This is a genomic window from Alteromonas sp. MMG017 (assembly GCF_018100795.1).
Taxonomy (GTDB): domain Bacteria; phylum Pseudomonadota; class Gammaproteobacteria; order Enterobacterales; family Alteromonadaceae; genus Alteromonas.
In genome coordinates, this window is sequence record NZ_JAGJDY010000011.1 from 132,913 (window position 1) to 153,009 (window position 20,097).

The 20,097-nt window shown below is 44.2% G+C and carries 19 protein-coding genes and 1 other RNA gene; 13 read left to right on the forward strand and 7 right to left on the reverse strand.

What is annotated here, in order from left to right:
- The first annotated feature begins 136 nt into the window (after window positions 1–136).
- The 7 genes from J8L84_RS16845 (at window position 137) to J8L84_RS16875 (ending at window position 6,380) form a co-directional block, all read left to right on the forward strand.
- Window positions 137–1,378 (forward strand): putative DNA modification/repair radical SAM protein, encoded by a 1,242-nt coding sequence (locus J8L84_RS16845; RefSeq protein ID WP_211071701.1) that lies wholly within the window; start codon window positions 137–139, stop codon window positions 1,376–1,378.
- Window positions 1,379–1,406: 28 nt separating this feature from the next.
- Window positions 1,407–2,201, forward strand: a complete 795-nt coding sequence (locus tag J8L84_RS16850; protein ID WP_211071702.1) for a TIGR03915 family putative DNA repair protein — start codon at window positions 1,407–1,409, stop codon at window positions 2,199–2,201.
- A gap of 142 nt (window positions 2,202–2,343) precedes the next feature.
- On the forward strand, window positions 2,344–3,054 hold the full coding sequence (locus J8L84_RS16855) for an SIMPL domain-containing protein (RefSeq protein WP_211071703.1): 711 nt from the start codon (window positions 2,344–2,346) through the stop codon (window positions 3,052–3,054).
- Window positions 3,055–3,234: 180 nt separating this feature from the next.
- On the forward strand, window positions 3,235–3,537 hold the full coding sequence (locus J8L84_RS16860) for a DUF1289 domain-containing protein (RefSeq protein WP_211071704.1): 303 nt from the start codon (window positions 3,235–3,237) through the stop codon (window positions 3,535–3,537).
- A gap of 58 nt (window positions 3,538–3,595) precedes the next feature.
- Window positions 3,596–4,420: an HDOD domain-containing protein gene (locus J8L84_RS16865; protein ID WP_211071705.1), complete on the forward strand. Its 825-nt coding sequence runs from the start codon at window positions 3,596–3,598 to the stop codon at window positions 4,418–4,420.
- 226 nt (window positions 4,421–4,646) lie between these two features.
- Window positions 4,647–5,450: a DUF481 domain-containing protein gene (locus J8L84_RS16870; RefSeq protein WP_063457683.1), complete on the forward strand. Its 804-nt coding sequence runs from the start codon at window positions 4,647–4,649 to the stop codon at window positions 5,448–5,450.
- Between the two features lie 186 nt (window positions 5,451–5,636).
- Window positions 5,637–6,380, forward strand: coding sequence for a DUF481 domain-containing protein (locus J8L84_RS16875; protein ID WP_211071706.1), 744 nt, complete (start codon window positions 5,637–5,639; stop codon window positions 6,378–6,380).
- A gap of 102 nt (window positions 6,381–6,482) precedes the next feature.
- Here the strand turns inward: J8L84_RS16875 and serA are convergent, their stop codons facing one another.
- From serA to ssrS, 7 genes are all read right to left on the reverse strand, one after another.
- Window positions 6,483–7,712, reverse strand: a complete 1,230-nt coding sequence (gene serA / locus J8L84_RS16880; protein WP_211071707.1) for a phosphoglycerate dehydrogenase — start codon at window positions 7,710–7,712, stop codon at window positions 6,483–6,485.
- Between the two features lie 344 nt (window positions 7,713–8,056).
- Complete coding sequence (gene rpiA / locus J8L84_RS16885; protein WP_211071708.1) at window positions 8,057–8,713, reverse strand: ribose-5-phosphate isomerase RpiA; 657 nt, start codon at window positions 8,711–8,713, stop codon at window positions 8,057–8,059.
- An 81-nt stretch (window positions 8,714–8,794) separates the two neighbouring features.
- A complete protein-coding gene (locus J8L84_RS16890) occupies window positions 8,795–9,430 on the reverse strand; it encodes a 5-formyltetrahydrofolate cyclo-ligase (RefSeq protein ID WP_211071709.1) in 636 nt (211 codons plus the stop codon).
- A 30-nt stretch (window positions 9,431–9,460) separates the two neighbouring features.
- On the reverse strand, window positions 9,461–10,027 hold the full coding sequence (locus tag J8L84_RS16895; protein ID WP_247670839.1) for a response regulator: 567 nt from the start codon (window positions 10,025–10,027) through the stop codon (window positions 9,461–9,463).
- Window positions 10,028–10,188: 161 nt separating this feature from the next.
- Complete coding sequence (locus tag J8L84_RS16900; protein ID WP_211071710.1) at window positions 10,189–11,130, reverse strand: nucleoside hydrolase; 942 nt, start codon at window positions 11,128–11,130, stop codon at window positions 10,189–10,191.
- 23 nt (window positions 11,131–11,153) lie between these two features.
- Entirely contained in the window at window positions 11,154–12,050 is an 897-nt protein-coding gene (locus J8L84_RS16905; protein ID WP_211071711.1) for a ribokinase, read from the reverse strand.
- Window positions 12,051–12,071: 21 nt separating this feature from the next.
- Window positions 12,072–12,253: non-coding RNA, 6S RNA (gene ssrS / locus J8L84_RS16910), on the reverse strand.
- Window positions 12,254–12,644: 391 nt separating this feature from the next.
- Between ssrS and J8L84_RS16915 the strand changes: the two genes are divergently transcribed.
- The 6 genes from J8L84_RS16915 to J8L84_RS16940 all read left to right on the forward strand — a co-directional run bounded on the left by J8L84_RS16915 (window position 12,645) and on the right by J8L84_RS16940 (window position 20,061).
- Window positions 12,645–13,211 carry a UPF0149 family protein gene (locus J8L84_RS16915; protein ID WP_057790025.1) on the forward strand — a complete coding sequence of 189 codons (567 nt, stop codon included), beginning with the start codon at window positions 12,645–12,647 and terminating at the stop codon, window positions 13,209–13,211.
- Window positions 13,212–13,362: 151 nt separating this feature from the next.
- Complete coding sequence (gene pepP / locus J8L84_RS16920) at window positions 13,363–14,721, forward strand: Xaa-Pro aminopeptidase (RefSeq protein WP_211071712.1); 1,359 nt, start codon at window positions 13,363–13,365, stop codon at window positions 14,719–14,721.
- Complete coding sequence (locus J8L84_RS16925) at window positions 14,718–15,941, forward strand: FAD-dependent oxidoreductase (RefSeq protein WP_211071713.1); 1,224 nt, start codon at window positions 14,718–14,720, stop codon at window positions 15,939–15,941. The genes pepP and J8L84_RS16925 overlap by 4 nt, the downstream gene beginning before the upstream one ends.
- A gap of 127 nt (window positions 15,942–16,068) precedes the next feature.
- Complete coding sequence (locus J8L84_RS16930) at window positions 16,069–17,277, forward strand: FAD-dependent monooxygenase (protein WP_211071714.1); 1,209 nt, start codon at window positions 16,069–16,071, stop codon at window positions 17,275–17,277.
- Between the two features lie 128 nt (window positions 17,278–17,405).
- Entirely contained in the window at window positions 17,406–19,103 is a 1,698-nt protein-coding gene (locus J8L84_RS16935; protein WP_211071715.1) for a M28 family metallopeptidase, read from the forward strand.
- Window positions 19,104–19,185: 82 nt separating this feature from the next.
- Window positions 19,186–20,061, forward strand: a complete 876-nt coding sequence (locus J8L84_RS16940) for a DMT family transporter (RefSeq protein WP_211071716.1) — start codon at window positions 19,186–19,188, stop codon at window positions 20,059–20,061.
- Window positions 20,062–20,097: the final 36 nt, after the last annotated feature.

Genomic DNA, 20,097 nt, shown 5'->3' on the forward strand with positions numbered 1-20,097 from the left:
TTGTACTGTATATTTATACATGATATAACGTTTTTATATTCTGAAAACGCTATTGTCGATACACACGTCTTTTTTCATCAGTGATTACTGAACCCACTGACGCTGTGTATTTGCTAAGAGAAAGTACAAATCTGCGATGCATGACAAACTGATTCAAAAACTCGAAATCCTCTCAGATGCAGCCAAGTATGACGCTTCATGTGCAAGCGGTTCTGCAGGTAAACGAAAGGCTGGCAAAACCGATAAAACGGGCATAGGCTCTCTTACCGGTGGTACAGGTATATGTCACAGTTTTACCCCTGATGGGCGCTGCGTCTCTTTGTTAAAGATACTCATGACGAACTACTGTATTTACGACTGTCACTATTGCATCAATAGAGTATCGAGTAGTGTTCAACGTGCCCGTTTCACTGTGAAAGAAACCGTAGATCTAACACTGAATTTTTATAAGCGTAACTATATCGAAGGCTTATTTCTTAGTTCAGGCATTGTGGGTTCCCCAGACCTTACAATGGAAAGCATGGTGCGTATTGCCAAATCTTTACGCCTCGATCACGGGTTTAAGGGGTATATCCACCTTAAGACAATTCCCAATGCCTCGCCCGAACTGCAGGCCGAAGCGGGCTTATACGCCGACAGGCTAAGCATTAATGTAGAAATGCCGACCCAACCTTCTTTAAACAAGTACGCACCAGAAAAAGATTTAGGCGCTATTCATAGCGCAATGGATACGCTGAAAGACAAAATTGCTGAGCATAAAGTAGATAAAACGCATACAGGTAAACGTCCTCCTCGCTTTGCCCCAGGTGGGCAGTCTACTCAAATGATCATAGGAGCCGATGGTTCTAATGATAAAGTTATCTTAGGCACGAGCGTAAAACTTTATAGTAAACAAAAGCTACGCCGCGTTTACTACTCAGCATTCTCGCCAATACCAGATGCGTCTGAGGTTTTACCGCTAAAGCCAGCGCCTTTAATTCGAGAGCATCGCCTTTATCAAGCTGATTGGCTTTTGCGTTTTTATGGATTCAAGCTTGATGAAATATTGCACGATGACATGCTAGATATGGATCATGATCCTAAACTTGCCTGGGCACTACGCAATCGTCATGTGTTTCCAATCGATTTAAATAAAGCCGACAAACTGATGTTGCTACGGGTACCTGGCCTTGGTGCTCGCACCGTACAAAAAATTCTGACTATTCGTCGTTATGCAAAGCTTAGCTGGATGGATCTTACTAAAATGCGCCTGCCTCTACAAAAGCTGAAACCTTTTATTAGCGTAAGCGACTACTCGCCAAATATTCATTTACTCGATAGCAATAACTTTGAGTTGCAATTCAAACAGCCAAAGCAGTTCGAGCTATTTAGTGCCTAATTGAATTAGGATTAGCAGTAAGAATAAGATGAAAACAATCACCATCACTTCAGTGCCAGGATACGAAGAGTGGCGCACAGCATCAAGAGAATGCTTGGCGCTATCTATCCCCCCTGAAAACATTATTTGGCAAACTTCAGAGTCTATACAAGACGACTTGTTTGGCGGCGGGGAACAACTTATAACAGCCAGTAAGTCAAAAGCGAAACACACCATTCCCAAGTCAGTCTTAACGCTTATCAAATATGCGCTGTGTCACCAAGATGCTAGCCGCTTCGCATTGTGTTATCGGGTGTTATGGCGTGTTATTTTCGAAAACAAAAATCTTATTCAGTTAAAAACTGATGAAGATGTCATGCAACTTATTACGTTAGCCAAAGCAGTAAAACGCGATGCGTATAAAATAAGTGCTTTTTTGAGATTTCGAGAAGTTAATCATGACGGACAAGAGCACTTTATCGCTTGGTATGAACCGGAACATTTTAGCTTAGAGATTAAACTCGACTTCTTCCAAACTCGCTTTAAAAATATGCGGTGGTCTATTTTGACGCCTTACCGGGCTGCCCATTGGGATACTGAAAAGCTAGTTTTAGAAGACAACCCCGATCCTAGCGTGTTCCCTGATGACGACCGTATCGAAAAATATTGGCTCACTTATTACGCTAATATTTTTAATCCCGCCCGCATCAAAAAGAGTGCGATGTTAAGCTCAATGCCCAAAAAGTACTGGAAGAATATGCCTGAAACAGCATTGATTGACGATATGATTCGAAATTCGGATGCAAGAGCGCGCAAAATGATAATTGATGGGAATAAACGCTAATACATTTCTTCAGCCTCTTTGCGGCCACATTTGGTCATTATGTATCGTTAAGTATCAATAATTTTGGCTTTTTTCCTCCCTAAATTCGACTCCAACAGAACGTAAGCTAGCACTATCAACAATAAAAACTGGAACGAGAGTTATGAAGATAGGTGCAGCAGTGGTAGTGGCATTAGGCATGGTGAGTGCGCTTGGCATATTGGGTCAACAGGTGTCTTCGGCGCTAAACGACATGCAAACGTGGGACAGGGTAGTTACCGTTAAAGGGTTGTCAGAACGAGAATACGTGGCAGATCGCGTAATTTGGCCTATTCAATTTGTTGATGCAGGCAATGATTTACCCGCGCTGTACAATCAGATAGAAACGAACAGCATGAAAGTGTCTAATTTCTTACAGAGCAAGGGTATTGCCAAAGAGGGTATTACCATTGGTAAGCCAGAGATTACCGATAAACTAGCTCAGCAATATGGCGGCACAGAAAAAGCGCCATTTCGTTACACCGCAGTGCAAACCATTACCGTGTTTTCAAACGAGGTCGAAAAAGTACGCGTAGTCATGAGCCAGATAGGTAGCTTATTGAAGTCTGGTGTTGTGCTAACCAATCAACACTATCAGGCACAGCCCGACTATGTATTTACGCGTTTAAATGAAGTAAAACCGGCAATGATTGAGGAAGCCACTGTTAATGCCAGAGAGGTTGCTGAAAAGTTCGCGCAAGACTCAAAAAGTACGTTAGGGAAAATAAAACGGGCTAATCAGGGGCGGTTTTCTATCTCTAGTAGAGACCATCATCACCCACATATCAAGCAGGTACGGGTAGTTTCGACTATTGACTATACACTGGTAGATTAATACTGGTGTATTATTACAGAGTTGCTATTTTGGTGAGTTTGCCCAAAATATACTGGAGTAATGTAAAAGCTATCTTAAATTACGTGGCCAGCTTAGGTTGCCAATAACAATGCGTTAGTGGCATTAAGAGGGTGTTTTTAATTTAACGAAACGCGTGTTAGCAAGCGCATACAGGTAAACATGACAGACCAAACACCGCCAGCACAGCAATTGGAGTTCTTTGAAATTCCAAGTCCCTGTATTGGTGTTTGTGAGTCTGGAGTGCGAGGGTATTGCAAAGGATGTTACCGCAGCCGAGAAGAGCGGCTGTATTGGCTTAAGATTGATGATGGAACTCGCCGAAAGATAATTGGGGCATGTCAGCGAAGAAAGCAAGCGGCGCTAAGTAGAGCCCGTCGCCAAAATGAAAAACCAATAGAAGTACGAGAGCCTAGTCAAATAAGTATGTTTGATGTGCCTCCCGAGACAATTGATAAAGCATAAACAGTGAGGCTTACCTCACCATAGCTGTTAATGCAGATGATAAAAGTGGAACCTTTGCATGTCCTTAGATAAATATGTGTCGTTTGCTACAAAGTCGTTTACCTTGCCTGATATATGTATACGTATCCGCTCGGTATTAGATAACCCTCGTTCAAGTGCAAGCGATCTTGGCGATTTAATCAGTTTAGATTCGTCATTAACAGCCAAGGTGCTGCGATTGGCAAACAGTTCACTGTTTCGGTTTCCATCACAAGTAGAGTCTGTTTCAAAAGCCATCAACATTATTGGTGGTGAAGCTTTGTATAATTTGGTGGTAGCAGAAACCGCCAACACCGCCTTTAAATACTTTGATACCCAGCTTATTAACCTTGATAAACATTGGTTCGACTCTGTTTATTGTGGAATGGTGGCGAAGCATTTGGCTAAGGCCAGCAATATGCGCGGCAGTGAGCGTTTCTTCGTGATGGGTATATTGCAAAACCTCAGTGAGTTAGTCATTGCTAAACGCTCGCCAGAGCTTTATAAAAGCTATATTGAGCAAGATAACGATATGTTGCTAGGGGCAAGACAAATTCAACATTTTGGTTTTACCTTTTCAAACTGTAGCGGTACCATATTAGAAAATTGGAAGCTTCCTCTTGTGCTCTACTATCCGGTTATGCACGCTAATGATATGTCTAGACAGGCTACAGATAGCGATATTGCGCTACTGGCATTAGCATCAAGGGTCACTGCCATGCAGCAAAATGAAAAAACTGACGCTAACATTGAACTTTTCTTAGAAGACATAGCCAATAATAGTGGCGTGAACATAGATGACGTGGCAAATGCCATAGAGTTCGCCGATAGAGAAACAGCAAAAATTTCCATGCTTATCCATTGATTTACCGGCAATGAGGTAAAACAGAGATAAGCAGCCTTGAGCTTTATAAAGCCAAGGCAGCTTGATGGTTGTTGAATGTAAGTTCATAAGCCGCTTTACAAGTGTTCAATCGTAAAACTAAGCGGTAAAAAACACATAGCTAACGTAATACCCATGGAAGGGCATGATAGGGTGTTAAATGGCTATGCCATAACAACACCAAACCAATAAAAATTTATTAAAAATTATGCTTAATCTAACAAAATTATTCTGTGCAGTATGCTGTCTTCTTGGCATAAGTACTGCCGTCTTCGCAGCAGACCGCGACTTAATTCAAACGCTTTATCACGCCGACTTTACGCCAGACACCGACGACGAAGTGCCTAGATTTTCGTTAAATGGTGAGTTAGGCATACTCTCAAACACGGGTAATACATCAGCAGCGAGTATTAAAGCGGGTATCAACGCCGATCATGAAACTGAAAATTGGAGCAGTCTGTACTTTGCAGAAATGCTTTATCAAGAAAGTAACACCGATGGCACGGGTCGCGATGTGTCGGCCAAACGCTTCTATGGCAGTGCTCAGTTCGATTACAAATTAAACCAGCCTGGTCGACGCTTGTTCATGTACGGCGATTATGAAGATGATGCCTTTAGCGGCTATGATCATCGTGCTTCACTGGCAGCCGGTTGGTCACAACGGGTTTGGCGAGATGAAGTCAGCGAGTTCCGTTACAGTGTAGGGCCTGGCTATGCTTTTGTTGAGCTAGAAGAACCCCTTGAAGAAGATATTAACAACGGGGTAATTGTTCGGGCATCAGCTGAATACAAATACCATTGGGCTTCAGGTGCTAACCTTCGACAATTTGTAAGCACGGAAGCGGGCGATGAAAATACTAAATCTCGTTCTGAGACGTCTTTGTCGGCTAATGTTTTCGGCTCTTTAGCCATGAAGCTATCGTTTATTCTGAACCACGAAACTGATACTACCGAAGATGTAGATGGGTTAAGTACCGAGACCTCGGTTGCCCTGGTTTATCAATTCTTCTAATAATTACGCTTAAAGCTTATCAATAAGTGTAAATTTTACGTCTTATCGTCTAATTTTTGTTCAACCCTCATTGACTCGCACTAATAGGTAGGTACTATTGGCGCAGAATTTTTCAAGCTATGCTGGCTAGCGCTTATGCTAGGTGTTTGCAGCATGGTAAAGGATAAAACACTACTAGGATTGCTAATGAAAAAACAGCTTCTCGCATCACTTTTGGCCTTGTCTTTCTCTTCTGTTACTTTTGCTCAAGACGATGTTAAACCTTTCACGATGGAAGGTGAGTTAGGTATTATCGCAACAACAGGTAACACTGAAACATCATCAATCAGTGCCGGTATCACTGCTCACCAAGAATTAGAGCAGTGGAGCAACGACTACACGCTTGAAGGTCTTTACAAAAAAGAAACTGTTGATAACGATGATGGTACTGAAGAAGAGTACACATCTGCGCAAAAGTTTTACGGTTCTGCACAGGGTAACTACAAGCTAGATAACCCTGATTACCGTTTATTTGGTTTCGCATCGTATGAAGATGACCGCTTAAGTAACTTCGATTATCAATCAACACTTGCTGTGGGTTGGAACCAAAAAGTACTTGAAAACAACCGTCATACTTTAGAGTACTCAATCGGTCCTGGTTACTCGTTTGCTGAAACGCAAGAAGGCGAAGAGCAGAACAGCATGATTGTTCGTGCTTCAAGCGCATACTCCTGGAAAATTTCAGATACGGCTAAATTCACGCAAACTGTGAGTACGGAAGTGGGTTCTGACAACACGAAGTCTCGTGCTGAATCGGCGCTTACGGCTACTATTAGCGGTAACCTTTCTATGAAGTTGTCATTCAAGTTAGACCACAACTCTAACGTGTCTGACGACGTAGAAAAGCTAGATACTGAAACAGCTGTAACGCTAGTTTACAACTTCTTCTAAAATCGTATTAACGATTGTAGAAACAAAAAACGCTGCCAATTGGCAGCGTTTTTTTTGTCTTTAAGCGTGTATGACGATAATTAACTACCGTCATACAGAGCATTAGTGAAGAATACGGGTCTTAATCGTACCGTCAATCTGCTGCAGTTGTGCAAGCGCGTCATAGGCTCTGTCTTGCTGAACATCTACAACTACATAACCAATTTCTGCGTTAGTTTGAAGGTACTGGGCTTCAATGTTAATGCCTTTCTCTGCAAACGCTTGGTTAATTTGAGTAAGAATACCCGGCTGGTTTTTATGCACGTGAAGCAGGCGAGAGCGGCTAATGTGCTCTGGCAATGATACTTCAGGGAAGTTAACCGCAGACAAAGTAGAGCCATTATCGCTGTACTTAGCTAATTTACCGGCCACTTCAATACCAATGTTTTCTTGCGCTTCTTGGGTGCTACCACCTACATGCGGCGTCAGAATAACATTATCGAACTTACGTAGAGGCGATTGGAATTCCTCATTGTTCGATTTAGGCTCTACAGGGAATACATCAATAGCTGCGCCATTTAACTGGCCGCTTTCAAGTGCATCGGCAAGCGCTTCTATATCAACTACCGTACCACGAGATGCATTAATAAAAATACTGCCTTTCTTCATTTGCGCAAATTGCTCAGCTGCAAACATGTTTTGCGTTTGCTGAGTTTCAGGCACATGAAGCGATACCACATCAGAGGTGTTTAATAACTTCTCTAACGACTTAACCTGCGTAGAGTTACCTAATACCAACTTATCTTCAATATCGAAAAACTGTACACGCATACCAAGGTGTTCAGCAAGAATACTTAGCTGGGTACCAATGTGTCCATAACCAATAATACCCAGTGTTTTACCACGGGCTTCGTATGAACCATTTGCTGTTTTTTCCCACTCACCGCGGTGCGCTTTGGCACTTTTACTAGGCACTTGGCGAAGCAAAAGGATAAGTTGTCCAAGTACAAGCTCTGCCACTGAACGAGTATTAGAAAATGGTGCATTAAATACTGGAATACCACGGCGCTGTGTTGCTTCTAAATTAACTTGGTTAGTACCAATACAGAAACAACCAATAGCCACCAATTTCTGAGCAGCATCAACTACCTTTTCAGTAATTTGAGTACGTGAACGAAGGCCAATAAAATGCGCATCTTTCACTTTCTCAACAAGCTCTTCTTCAGGAAGGGACGTTTTGAGATACTCAATATTGGTGTATCCATTATTCTTAAAGGTTTCTAATGCACTTTGGTGTACACCCTCTAACAACAATATCCGGATCTTATCCTTCTCTAGTGAAACTTTGCTCATGGATTTGCTATCTCTCGCTGTAGTAGAACTTAATAAGTACGCTGTTTTGGCGGCAGCTGGGAGTGAGCAAGGCCTACACAAACACGCGGTAAACCCATCCATGGGCGCTCCGCCACCGCATCCATGCGGTGGAGGGTTTGTTCCGGCCTTACTCCCTCCCATCTGCCACGCTATATACATTCTTTGACGTGGGGCAGCTTCATCGAATCGGCGAGTTTTATCCGCGTAAAACGACAAAGGTACATCCGACTAGTACTAGCCTCAAACTCTCGAAAGGCCATCTAGACGTCTAAACGGAAATCTAACAGAAATCAGTTTAACTTGAAAGCTATTATTTAAAGCTGTTATTTAAAGGTATCAACACCGGTATCGGTGGCCGACAGTACGATGTCTGCGCCACGCAGGGCGAATATGCCGTTGGTGACCACACCAGGAATATTATTAATCGACTGCTCAAGCTCTCTTGGGTTCAGTATTTCAAGATTATGCACGTCTAAAATGACATTGCCGTTATCTGTCACTACGCCTTGGCGGTATTCAGGATCGCCGCCTAGTTTTACCAACTCACGAGCCACAAAAGAGCGCGCCATTGGAATAACTTCAACAGGCAGTGGGAACTTGCCAAGCACAGGTACACGCTTGCTGTCATCTACAATACACACAAACGTGGTTGATGCTCCGGCCACAATTTTTTCGCGGGTAAGGGCTGCGCCGCCGCCTTTAATCATGTGTTTGTGTTCAGTTACTTCATCAGCGCCGTCGATATACACCGAAATATTGCTAACATCGTTTAGTGCGAACACTTCAATGCCTAGGGCTTCTAGTAACTTGGTCGAGGCATCAGAACTTGATACCGCCCCTTCAATGTTGTTTTTAATTTTGCCGAGTTCTTCAATGAAAAAATTAACCGTGGAGCCAGTACCTACGCCAACAATACTGCCGTTTTCAACGTATTCGATGGCTGCTTTAGCTACTGCTTGCTTCTTTGCATTCTGATCCATAGTGACTCTCCTAACTAAATTTTCATCAGTTTACCGGAAAACCACGTGCTAACCCACCGTGAAGGGGGAATTAACGACGCGTTAGGCTCGATTAAAGGTCAGTTGCTGCGTGGGGGTAACAATACGGTTTACAGGAATGTCCCAATGCTGAACGGGAAGTTGGTCTACTTGTTGGCAATCGTGGGCAATACCAATGAGTTTTGGTCTTATCGTTTGTGTTTGAATACTGGCTAACGTTCTATCGTAATAGCCGCCGCCCATACCTAAGCGGTTTCCATTTGCATCGAATCCCACCAATGGCATAAGTATCACCTGATGATGGAAGGTAGGAATAACATCTGGGCAAGCGAGTATTGGCTCGTCAATGTTGTATTTGTTCACGCGCATTGGCGTTTTATCTGTATACCGAAGAAAAAGCAGGTGGCCTTTGCAAACAGGGTGCAATACAGGCAAAGAAGTATGCAGGGCAGCATCTTTGTTTAGTTCCCAGCATGCGTGCATAAAAGGGCGTAAGTCTACTTCACCGTCGTTTGGCAGGTAACAAGCAATAGATGATGCGTTGGTAATATCGGGCAATGATAAAAGATTATCGCGTACTGCAAATGAGGCGTGCTGCTGCTGTGATTTAGGCAATTCGTTACGTAATGCTCTTAATGTCTTTCGAAGCGTTACTCGTGACGTTTTTTTTAACATGATTTGTGACGTATTCCGTTCCATACAGCGGTCTTCCAGAGGCTTCACGTTGTCTTACTTCTTCAAATAGTGATTAAGTACCCTAATAAGCTCTGCGTTTTTGACAGGCTTGGTGAGTAGGTCGTCTAAGCCATTTTTTAGTAACAGATCTCGTTGCGTGATTACATCTGCGGTTAAGGCGATAACTGGCAGTGCTGCGCGCATGTGCTTAATTTGCCGAGTGGCTTCTGTTCCGTCAATACCCGGTAAGTTGATGTCCATTAACACCAAATCTACAGGGTTCGATTTTACATACTCTACGCCTTCTTCACCGCTACCTACAACCGATATTGGTAAACCAAGTTTATCAAATATGGTTTTTATCACTATTTGATTTATATAATGATCTTCCACTACTAGTACGAGAGAGTCAGCAGGAACATTTAGCTTTTCGGGCTGCAGTAGTGTGGGGTCGTGCTCGATAGTGTCGGCGCTGACTTCTTCGGCAGGAATGGCTACGCTTACACGCGTTCCCTCGTTTAGCTTACTGCTTAGCTTTATAGAGCCATCCATCAGCTCTACCAGCTTCTTGGTAATATTTAAGCCTAAGCCTGTACCATCAAATTGATGAGCGTTCTCCATTGAGTTGCTCGGCTTCTGTATCGAGGACATCGTAGCTTAATAGCTCTCTTAAGCGTTGTTCTTCGTTCTCTGGAACCTTGGCAGGGATCATTCTTTCACATTTCCTCAACTAAAATGTGAAAGTAAGAGGCTGACTACTGTAGAACAGCCTCTTTTCACACTTATAAAGCGTAGGTGTCTATGAACAATTGTTCCAATTTAGCGTGATCTACTTTTGTAGCCACTTTAATGGTGTTCGCATTGTTCCACAGCGGGCTAGGGGTTGTTCCCTTAGGCGCCACTGCTGTTTGACCACGATCTAGCTCGCCAGTACCTACACGTACATGACCTTCTGTGAGTTCGAACAACTCAGGGTGGCGTAAGTGTGCAAGTGGGAAAGCATCGTGGAAAAAGCAAACACGATCTTCACGGTTGGCAGAATAGAAATCCATGTAGAACTGAGCCGTGTCTTTTACAAAACCGCCAAGCTTCTCGTTTTTCGCTTCAAGAGTTTCAACGAAAGAAGGAGAAAACGGCGTATCGTTGGTTACATCTAAACCAAACATGGTTAAGTCCCAATCTGCACCAAATACAATCTCAGCAGCGTAGGCATCGTTCCAAATATTGGCTTCGGCAAGTGGCGTTACGTTGCCACGTACAAATGCAGCACCGCCCATAATGGTAACGCCTTTCACTAACTTAGGTAGTTCAGGCTCTAAACGCAGTGCTAGCGCTAGGTTACCTAATGGGCCAATAGCCACTAGGGTTACTTCGCCAGGATATTTACGGGCCATATCTACAATAAATTGTGCAGAACTACGAGGGTCTAGCTCAGTTTTTGGGGCTTCAGGTTTAATGTGACCAAAACCATAGTCGCCATGTACGAAATGCGCGTAAGTTGACTCAGGACCTACCCAAGGCATACCCACACCTTTGGTTACCGGAATATCTTCACCTGCAATTTCGCAAAGCGTAAGGGCGTTTTGTGCCGCCATAGTGACCGGAACATTACCGTAAACTGTTGTTAAACCAAGTACTTCGATATCTGGAGATTGAAACGCAAAAAATATTGCCATCGCATCATCGATGCCAGGATCCGTGTCTAAAATTATCTTATGTGCCATTAATAATACTCTAGTGCGTTTTCTTATTTAGTGTGCTTTGCCAAAAAACGGTCAACTTCTTTTTGCGTAGGAATGCTTTGTGCAGCGCCCTCGCGGGTAACCGCAATAGCAGATGCTGCACAGCCTCTAATTAATGCACGTTTAGCATCAGTGTGAGTACTGTAAGCAGACAAGAAGTAACCTATAAACGTATCGCCAGCGGCTGTGGTATCTACTGCATCAACAGAAAACGCTTCCACTTCAATGGTATCGTTTCCTCTTAACATCATTACACCCGCTTTACCTAGTGTAATGATAACTTCGCAATGAGACCACTGCTCTTTGAAAACGTTAAGAATATCGTCAAGATCTTCTTTGTCGGTTAACGCTGCTGCTTCCGTCTCGTTTACAATCAGTAAATCGATACAATCTAAAGGAAGGGCTTTAACCGACTCGCTCATAGGCGCAGGGTTAAAGGCAACTTTAAGCTGACTTTCTTTTGCTAAGCGAAGTACGTCTGCAATGCTGCTGGTTTCGTTTTGGGTTAGTACCCAATCAGAAGACGACGTATCTAACAACGCTTTGTTTACCGTATCGGCAGTAATGGTTTGGTTTGCGCCACCAAATAACACAATGGCATTTTCACCACTGGGCGTTACTTGAATAATGGCATGGCCTGAAGGGGTTTCAGAACATTTAACGCCACGGCAATCTACGCCTTTTTTAATTAGCGTTTGTTTGAACGTTGCGTCATTTTCATGAATGCTGCCTACGTGTCGAACGTCTGCACCGGCTTGCGCTAGGGCAATTGACTGGTTCGCACCTTTACCACCAAGCAGTTGTTGGTAGTGAGTAGACGCAAGGGTTTCACCAGGTTGAACAAAGTGATCTACCTGATAAACATGATCGATATTTATAGAGCCAAAATTTATTATTGCCATTTCTTCTTCCGTCGAAAGAGGGCGTCTCCCGAAATGCCGCTGTTCATCGTTCGCCCGTGAACCGAAAGTTCAGGGCGGAAGCATCACTATGGCCGTAGGCTTCTCGATACGAGCCGAGCTTGCACAGTAGCCATTGTTTCAACTTCCTAGTTTAATAGCATCGGCCAGGGACAAGAGTGAACTGGCGAACATTCCAGGAAACATTGTTATTGTATAACGCAACAGGGTATATCAAACGCGGTGTGGGGTGAAGTAGATCACCAAAGCGCCAATGAATTATTTGCGTAGCTAATTTAACCATTACTGATGAGATTCGATAAATCCAATCTTGACCAGTTGGTCAGCAATTATACACGCTATTCACTTAAGCTCAAATTTGCTTCGCTTAAGTAAGCTTCTTACTGATTTACCTTAATCTGCTGCAAAGGAAGCTCCATATCCAATAACGTCGATCATAGAGCAATTAATACTAGGTTGCCAGTTAAAACCCATAAGACCAGTACTACTTGAATAACAACTGACCAAATCAGCAATAGTGTGTTTTATAGCGCTATTTTGCTAATATTAAGTTTCAACGTAAAAGGAAACCTATTTGTGGAAAAACAGCTCGATTACGACAGTGTTAGCAACAAGTTATCGCAACACGGCATAGTAGTAGATGGCGCAGAAGTTCACGGAATTTTATGTGGCATGTTGTGTGGCGGCATGTCGCTAACCGATCAGAAGTGGCTTTCTGCATTAAGTGACACTATTCACCAAGGTGAAAACTTCAACGATGCCACCACTCATCTACTGAACACATTGTTTAACCAAACGTGTCAGCAATTACTTGAACCTGAGTTCGCCTTACAGTTAATGCTACCTGACGACCAAGCCCCTATTAACGACAGAGGCGAAGCACTGATTAACTGGGTGCACGGCTTTATGTTAGGGTTTGGCTTACACCAGCAAGACTTAATGCAATGTTCTGCCGATGTGAAAGAAGCATTGGAAGACTTTGGCGACATCGCCCGTATGGAAGAGCCTATGGATGCTGATGAAGAGTCTGAACGTGCCTTATTCGAAGTGATGGAATATGTGAAAATTTCCGCTATTTTGTGCTTCAGCGAATTAGGTCAATCGCTACTTGACGATCAGCAAGATAAACCGTCCGTTCATTAATTTAATAATCTCAAGCTTGTTGGAACGCGTAAGTAATAAAACGTTGTTCCGTAAGGCATGAGTGAAGTGACAAGCAAGAGTAATGTTGCAAATAGCATTAATGTCATTGGATGCATGAGTTTTATAATATTGATGAAGAAAGGCGAATGAGATGATTAGTGCGCAAGAATTTATCGCTCGTCAAGATAGGCTGTTGGCGCAATGTTTACCTAACAGTGTTTGTGTTATTCCGGCTGCAGGTTTAGTGACCCGAAGCCGAGATACGGAATACCTGTTCAGACAAAACAGCGACTTTTGGTATTTAACCGGATTTGAAGAAGCCGACGCGTGGTTAATTTTGTCGAATCATCCACGCTATGGCGAAAGCTATCGGGCTATGGTGTGCTTACCCAAAGATAAAGACGCTGAAATTTGGCAAGGCAGACGTTTGGGTGCAGAAGCGGCACTAGCGCGCTTTAGCCTAGACGAAGCGTTTGAACTGTCTGAATTAGGCGATGCTTTGCTTGAATCACTTCAAGGCCAAGACCATCTTTATTTCGCCTTAGGTGAAAACGATAGCGCCGACGCACAAGTTAAAAGCGCCCTTGCTACTTTGCGTAATGCACCTAAAGAAGCCTTAGCACCTACTTCTATTACAGACGTTCGCCCCATTTTGCATGAAATGCGCGTGTTTAAATCGGCCTGTGAAGTCGCCATGATGAAAGCCGCCGCAGAAATTACTGCCAGTGCGCACAAGCGCGCAATGCAATATGCCAAGCCCGGTTGCTTTGAGTATCAACTTGAAGCTGAACTTCATCATGAGTTTGCAATGGCAGGCGCTCGCGCACCGGCGTATAGCACGATAGTGGGCAGCGGTGAAAATGCTTGTATTTTGCATTACACCGAAAATTCATCTCAAACTAAAGACGGCGATTTAGTGCTTATTGACGCTGGCGCTGAATTTCAAGGTTACGCCGCTGACATTACCCGTACTTTTCCCGTTAATGGTAAATTTTCTGCGCCCCAAAAAGCAATTTACGAATTGGTATTAAAAGCGCAAGAAAGCGTGTTAGCTATGCTTGGCCCGGGTATCACGTTAACGGATGCCATGATGCATAGCGCTGAAGTGATTACTGAAGGTTTAGTCGCCCTTGGTGTATTGAAAGGTTCGGTAGCTGAAAACCTTGACGACAAAGCATGGCAGCAATTTTATATGCACGGGCTTGGGCACTTTTTGGGTTTAGACGTGCACGATGTAGGAAACTACAAAATTAACGGTCAAGACCGCTTATTAAAACCTGGCATGGTGCTAACCGTAGAGCCGGGTATTTATATTGCCAGCGACAGCGATGTGCCAGAACAGTACAAAGGTATTGGCGTGCGTATTGAAGATGATGTTGTGGTTACCGCAACAGGCGTAGACATACTTACCGCAGACGTTCCTAAAACCGTGCAAGAGATCGAAGCGCTGATGCAAACAGCCAAAAAAGAAAGTAAGAAAGAGAGTACGAAAGAAGGTTCAAAAGCGTGAACCAGCAGGATGTAGTGATTGTAGGTGGCGGTATTGTAGGTTGCGTATTGGCGAAAGGCTTATCTGAACACGCCGGCCTTTCGGTGACTCTGGTCGATGCTGCCAGCCCTTCGAATGCAGCTAGCTCGTCCAAGACAAGCAGCACTTTTAACCCGTTAACCGACACACGGGTAATCGCCCTTGCTAGACGCACAGTAAATGAATTAAACGCCATGGGGGTAGGCTTAGCTGAGCTTGCAAAGCAGAACCAAGGCAAAATTGAATACATTGAAGTAAGTGATAAAGGTGGTATTGGCCTAACGAATTTATCGTGCAGTGAATTTGGTATTAACACCTTTGGTCAAGTGGTGTCGCTAAGTGCACTTACCCATAAAGTGATGACGCAAAGTAAGCAGTATCAACACATTGCGCCAGCCACGGTTACTGACTTAAAACGCGAAACTGATGCAACGGTAGTTACGCTTGATAACGGCAGCACCATTAATACAAAGCTGCTGGTAATTGCCGATGGCGGCCGCTCTTCACTTGCCCAGCAAGTAGGGCTTACTCGCCACACTGATAACTACGGACAAGTGGCTATTATTTTCAATGCCCATACTAGCGAGCCTCATCTCAATAAAGCCTACGAGCGTTTCACCGAAAACGGCCCCGTAGCGTTTTTGCCTTTCGACAGCGAAATAAACGGGCATGTGGCGAAAGGAAACGGGTTCTCGGTAGTGTGGACGGTTGCAAAAGAGCACGCTGATTCACTTATGCAACTTAGCCCAGGCGCTTTTATTCATCGGTTACAGCAAGAATTTGGTTACAGGCAGGGGCAAATTACCGCAATCAGCGAATTGGCCAGCTATCCACTAGCCTTGAGTTACACCGATTCATTAACCGCGCACCGTGCAGTAGTAGTAGGTAATGCTGCCCAAGCATTGCACCCCATTGCGGGGCAAGGGTTTAACCTTGGCCTTCGAGATATTATTACGCTGGTAAATACGCTGAAAGGCGTGACCGATCCCGGAGAATTTAACGTACTCAACGAATACGCTACTAAGCGTAACAAGGACAGAGCCGCCACCATTACTTTGACCGACACGTTAGTACGTACGTTTTCAAATCGCCATTTTCCGCTAGTGGCTGCAAGAAACATGGCACTGACTGCATTAAATATGATGCCAGCAGCCAAACGTGCTTTTGTGCAGCAAACCACCGGATATGGACGCAGTGCTTAAGTGATATAGTTAAGCTATGCGCGAAATAGGTAGCACCATAAATAGATGGCACCATAAATAGATAACACCATAGTAGAGTTTGCATTAATAGTCGTAAGCAGCATAAATAGAAAATAAGAGAGCCGATATGCAACATGCCGATATCGCCATTGTAGGCGGTGGAATAGTAGGGTTAACCCTGGCCGTAGCGCTTAAAGACGCCCCGTGCCGCATCGCTATTATAAATAAAGGCTCTATAGACCAGCCTCTTGGCGACAAACCTGGCGCACGTGTAAGTGCCATTAATCAGGCCAATATTAACGCGTTAAAAAAAGCCGATGTTTGGCAGCATATTGATGAAAGCAGAGCCAACCCGTATAACGCGATGCACGTATGGGATAAAGACAGCTTCGGTGATATTCACTTTGCTGGTAACGATACTCACTTTGTGGGTAACGGCACGGGTGGAGGGGAGCTTGAAAGCGATACCTTGGGCGTTATCATTGAGAATCAGGCGTTAATAAATGGCTTAGCTCATTCGGTATTAAAGCAAGATAACGTTGTGGTAATCGATACCACGATAGAGCGCGTGTTAAGTAGCCCGCAGCAAAACATGCTAATGCTAGAAAATGGCGATGCGCTTTCTTGCCGATTATTAGTGGGCGCCGATGGTGCTAATTCTTTTGTGCGCAAACACGCTAACTTTCCTATTACGTTTCGTGACTACGAACACACCGCCATTGTTGCTAATATTCGTACTCAGCAACCCCATGAAAATGTGGCGCGCCAAGCGTTTACGCCAACAGGGCCGTTAGCCTTGTTACCTATGCGCGACCCTAACGTGTGCTCTATTGTGTGGTCGCAAACCCCAGATGCAGCTAAAACGTTGCAAGGGTATTCCGATAGCGAATTTTGTAATGCGCTAGTAGCAGCAAGCAATAATGCATTAGGTCCTGTAACGTTAGAAACCTCTAGAACTGCATTTCCACTTACTATGCGCTATGCCCGTGAATGGGCCAAAGACGGCGTTGTGCTGGTGGGCGATGCTGCCCATACTATTCACCCACTTGCAGGGCAGGGCGCTAATTTAGGCATGCAAGACGCATTAGCATTGGCCGCATTATTAAGCACCTTGCTAGAAGCACAAAAAGACATAGGCCAGCTTCGCTACTTGCGCCCTTACGAACGAGCGCGTAAAACCGAAGCAATGAAAATGATTGCCGCTATGGATGGGTTTAAATTCCTATTCGCTGGCAACGACCCCCTTAAAAAGTTGATTCGCGGTGTCGGCCTAGCCGCTACCGACAAACTTGGCGCGGTTAAACAGGCATTTGTTAGCCACGCAATGGGTTTGTAAATACAAGTTCACCTTTATTGATTTCAAATTGGCTGCAAATAAGAGCAGCCAAATGCACCTCAATCATTGAGCTAGGCGCTTTATAACGATACTCTTAAGCTATCCGTTTTATAAAAGCGCCTAAATTAATGATAATTCAACAATTTATTCAGAAAGTCGCCTTTTCATCTTTGATGGCGATCTGCACTTCACTTTCTTTTTCCGTTTTAGCTAACGCAGAAATAGCAGCTTCTAAGAGCGGCGATCCCGCACAAACTATCGGTATCACCGCTAGCATTACTGATGCCGATTTAGACCTATACCGCACTCATGTAAGTACCTTAGCAAGCGACAAGTTTGAAGGCCGCGGGCCCTTGTCAGCTGGCGAAACTCTTACCGTTAACTATCTGGTTGAAGCCTACAAAGCCCTTGGGTTAAAACCCGCTTTTGGCGATAGCTACACCCAGCCTGTGCCATTGGCAAAAATAACGCCCTCGAGTGATATGGCGCTAACGTTGGGCCAGCACACCTTTGCTGGTGGTAGTGCATTTACCGCCAGAACCCAGCGAATAGTTAAAGATATTACATTAAAAAATAGCGATGTTATTTTTGTGGGGTACGGCATTAACGCCCCTGAATATAATTGGAATGACTACGCGGGATTAGACGTAAAAGGGAAAACGGTGGTCATGCTAGTAAACGACCCCGGTTTTGCCTCAAAAGACCCTGATTTATTTCAAGGTAATGCCATGACTTATTATGGACGCTGGACATACAAATACGAAGAAGCGGCTCGCCAAGGCGCTGAAGCGGTATTTATTGTTCACGAAACCATGCCAGCAGGTTATGGCTGGGGCGTAGTTGAAAATTCGAATTCAAATACCAAGTTTACCTTAGTGGATAACAATAAAAACTTGTCTCAAGTTGGCGTAATGGGATGGTTACATCTTAATACAGCACGTACTGTATTTGAACAAGCAGGGCTAGATTACGCTACGCTTAAAGAGCAAGCATCAGCGCCTGGGTTCAAAGCTATTCCTATGAATGTAAAGGCTTCGTTGACCTTTTCAAATACCATCACGCATGCTCAATCACAAAACGTAGCAGCCATTTTGCCTGGCGCGTCCGCACCTGATGAGTGGGTCATGCTGCACGCCCATTGGGATCATCTGGGTAAAAGTGAGAAAAACGGCAAAACGGTGATTTATAATGGCGCGGTAGACAATGCCTCAGGTGTGGCAGGTGTGCTAACCCTGGCCAATAGTTTGGTAGCAAAAAGTAAGCAAACACCGTTTGAACGCACATTAATGTTCAGTGCTTTTACTGCTGAGGAAACCGGCTTGTTGGGGGCTGAACACTTCGCCAAAAATCCGCCTATTCCCACTGCTAAAATGGTGGCGTTTTTAAATATAGACGGCATGAACGTGAACAATGCGGTTGATTACATTTTACAGTACGGCGAAGGGTATTCTTCACTAGAAGATGATTTGCGGACAGGAGCGGCTGCACAAGGACGTTCTGTTAAACTGGATCCACGCCCACAAAATGGTCTGTTCTTTCGGTCTGATCATTTCGCGCTTGCCCGCCAAGGTGTGCCTTCGTTATTGTTTATGAGCTTAGGCGATACAGACCCTAACTTCATTGCTAAACGCTACCACAAAGCCGATGATGATTACCTACCAAGTTGGTCTTTGGGCGGAGTGCAGCAAGACTTAGCCTTAATTGGCACTATGATGTCAGATTTAGCAAACAGCCAGCAATGGCCGGTTTGGAAACGAGACTCTGATTTCAAGAAAAAACGTGAGTTGGATACCGCCGAGGCCAACGCATCAGATGCGGTTCAGTAAGCGTAAATTCAGTATGTGTATACACGTACATCTGGTAATGCCTGTAACACGAAGTTAGCAACAAAAAAGCGAATCTATATCGATGAACTGGGTCTTTTACACCCTAGGCGCGGTAGTCTTACAAACCGTTCGTAATGCCCTGCAAAGCAAACTTAGCACCCACGTAGATACCGTGGGTGTAACGCTTTCTCGGTTTCTATTCGCGCCACCTATTGCCCTTATTTACGTGGTGGCGCTGCATACAACATCGCCGCAGCAGATACCTAGTTTTAGCCACGCTTTTATGATTATGGTTTTACTCGCTTCGGTGCTGCAAATAGCTGCCACGGCATTTATGGTTATGCTGTTCAAACAAAAGAACTTTGCCATAGGTGCAGGACTAGCTAAAAGTGAAGCGCTGGTAGCCGCTGTGCTGGGTATGCTTTTCTTTGGTAGCTATTTAACCTTGCTTGGTTGGATAGGCATTGGTATCGGAGCCGTGGCCGTCTTTGTATTAAGTAGCGGGAATAGGGCTAAAGGCTTAAGCTTAAAAACCCTAATGATAGGGATAGCGTGCGGAACGTGCTTTGCACTTACCTCGTTATTCGTAAGAGAGGCCAGTCATATGCTTGCCATGCCATTTGTGCATGGAGCCGCATGGGTGCTTTTATGGGTGCTATGTACACAAGCCATTGGGTTAAGTACGTATATACTCTTTACTAATCCAAATGTTTTTAAGCAGCTATTTGACCGATTCACCCATACGTTGGTGATCAGTACGGTAAGCTGCCTAGGATCTATATGCTGGTTTACTGCTATGGCACTTCAGCATGTAGCTTTGGTGAAAACACTGGGGCAACTAGAAGTATTGTTAACCCTATTGTTAGCGCATTATTGGCTTAAACATAAAGTGACTGTTCAGGAAATAGCTGGCTTATTCTTAATTGCGATTGCCGCAGTGCTTGTTATGTGGGCGTAGACAAAGCCTTTACCACGTTTATTACTAAAGGAATAA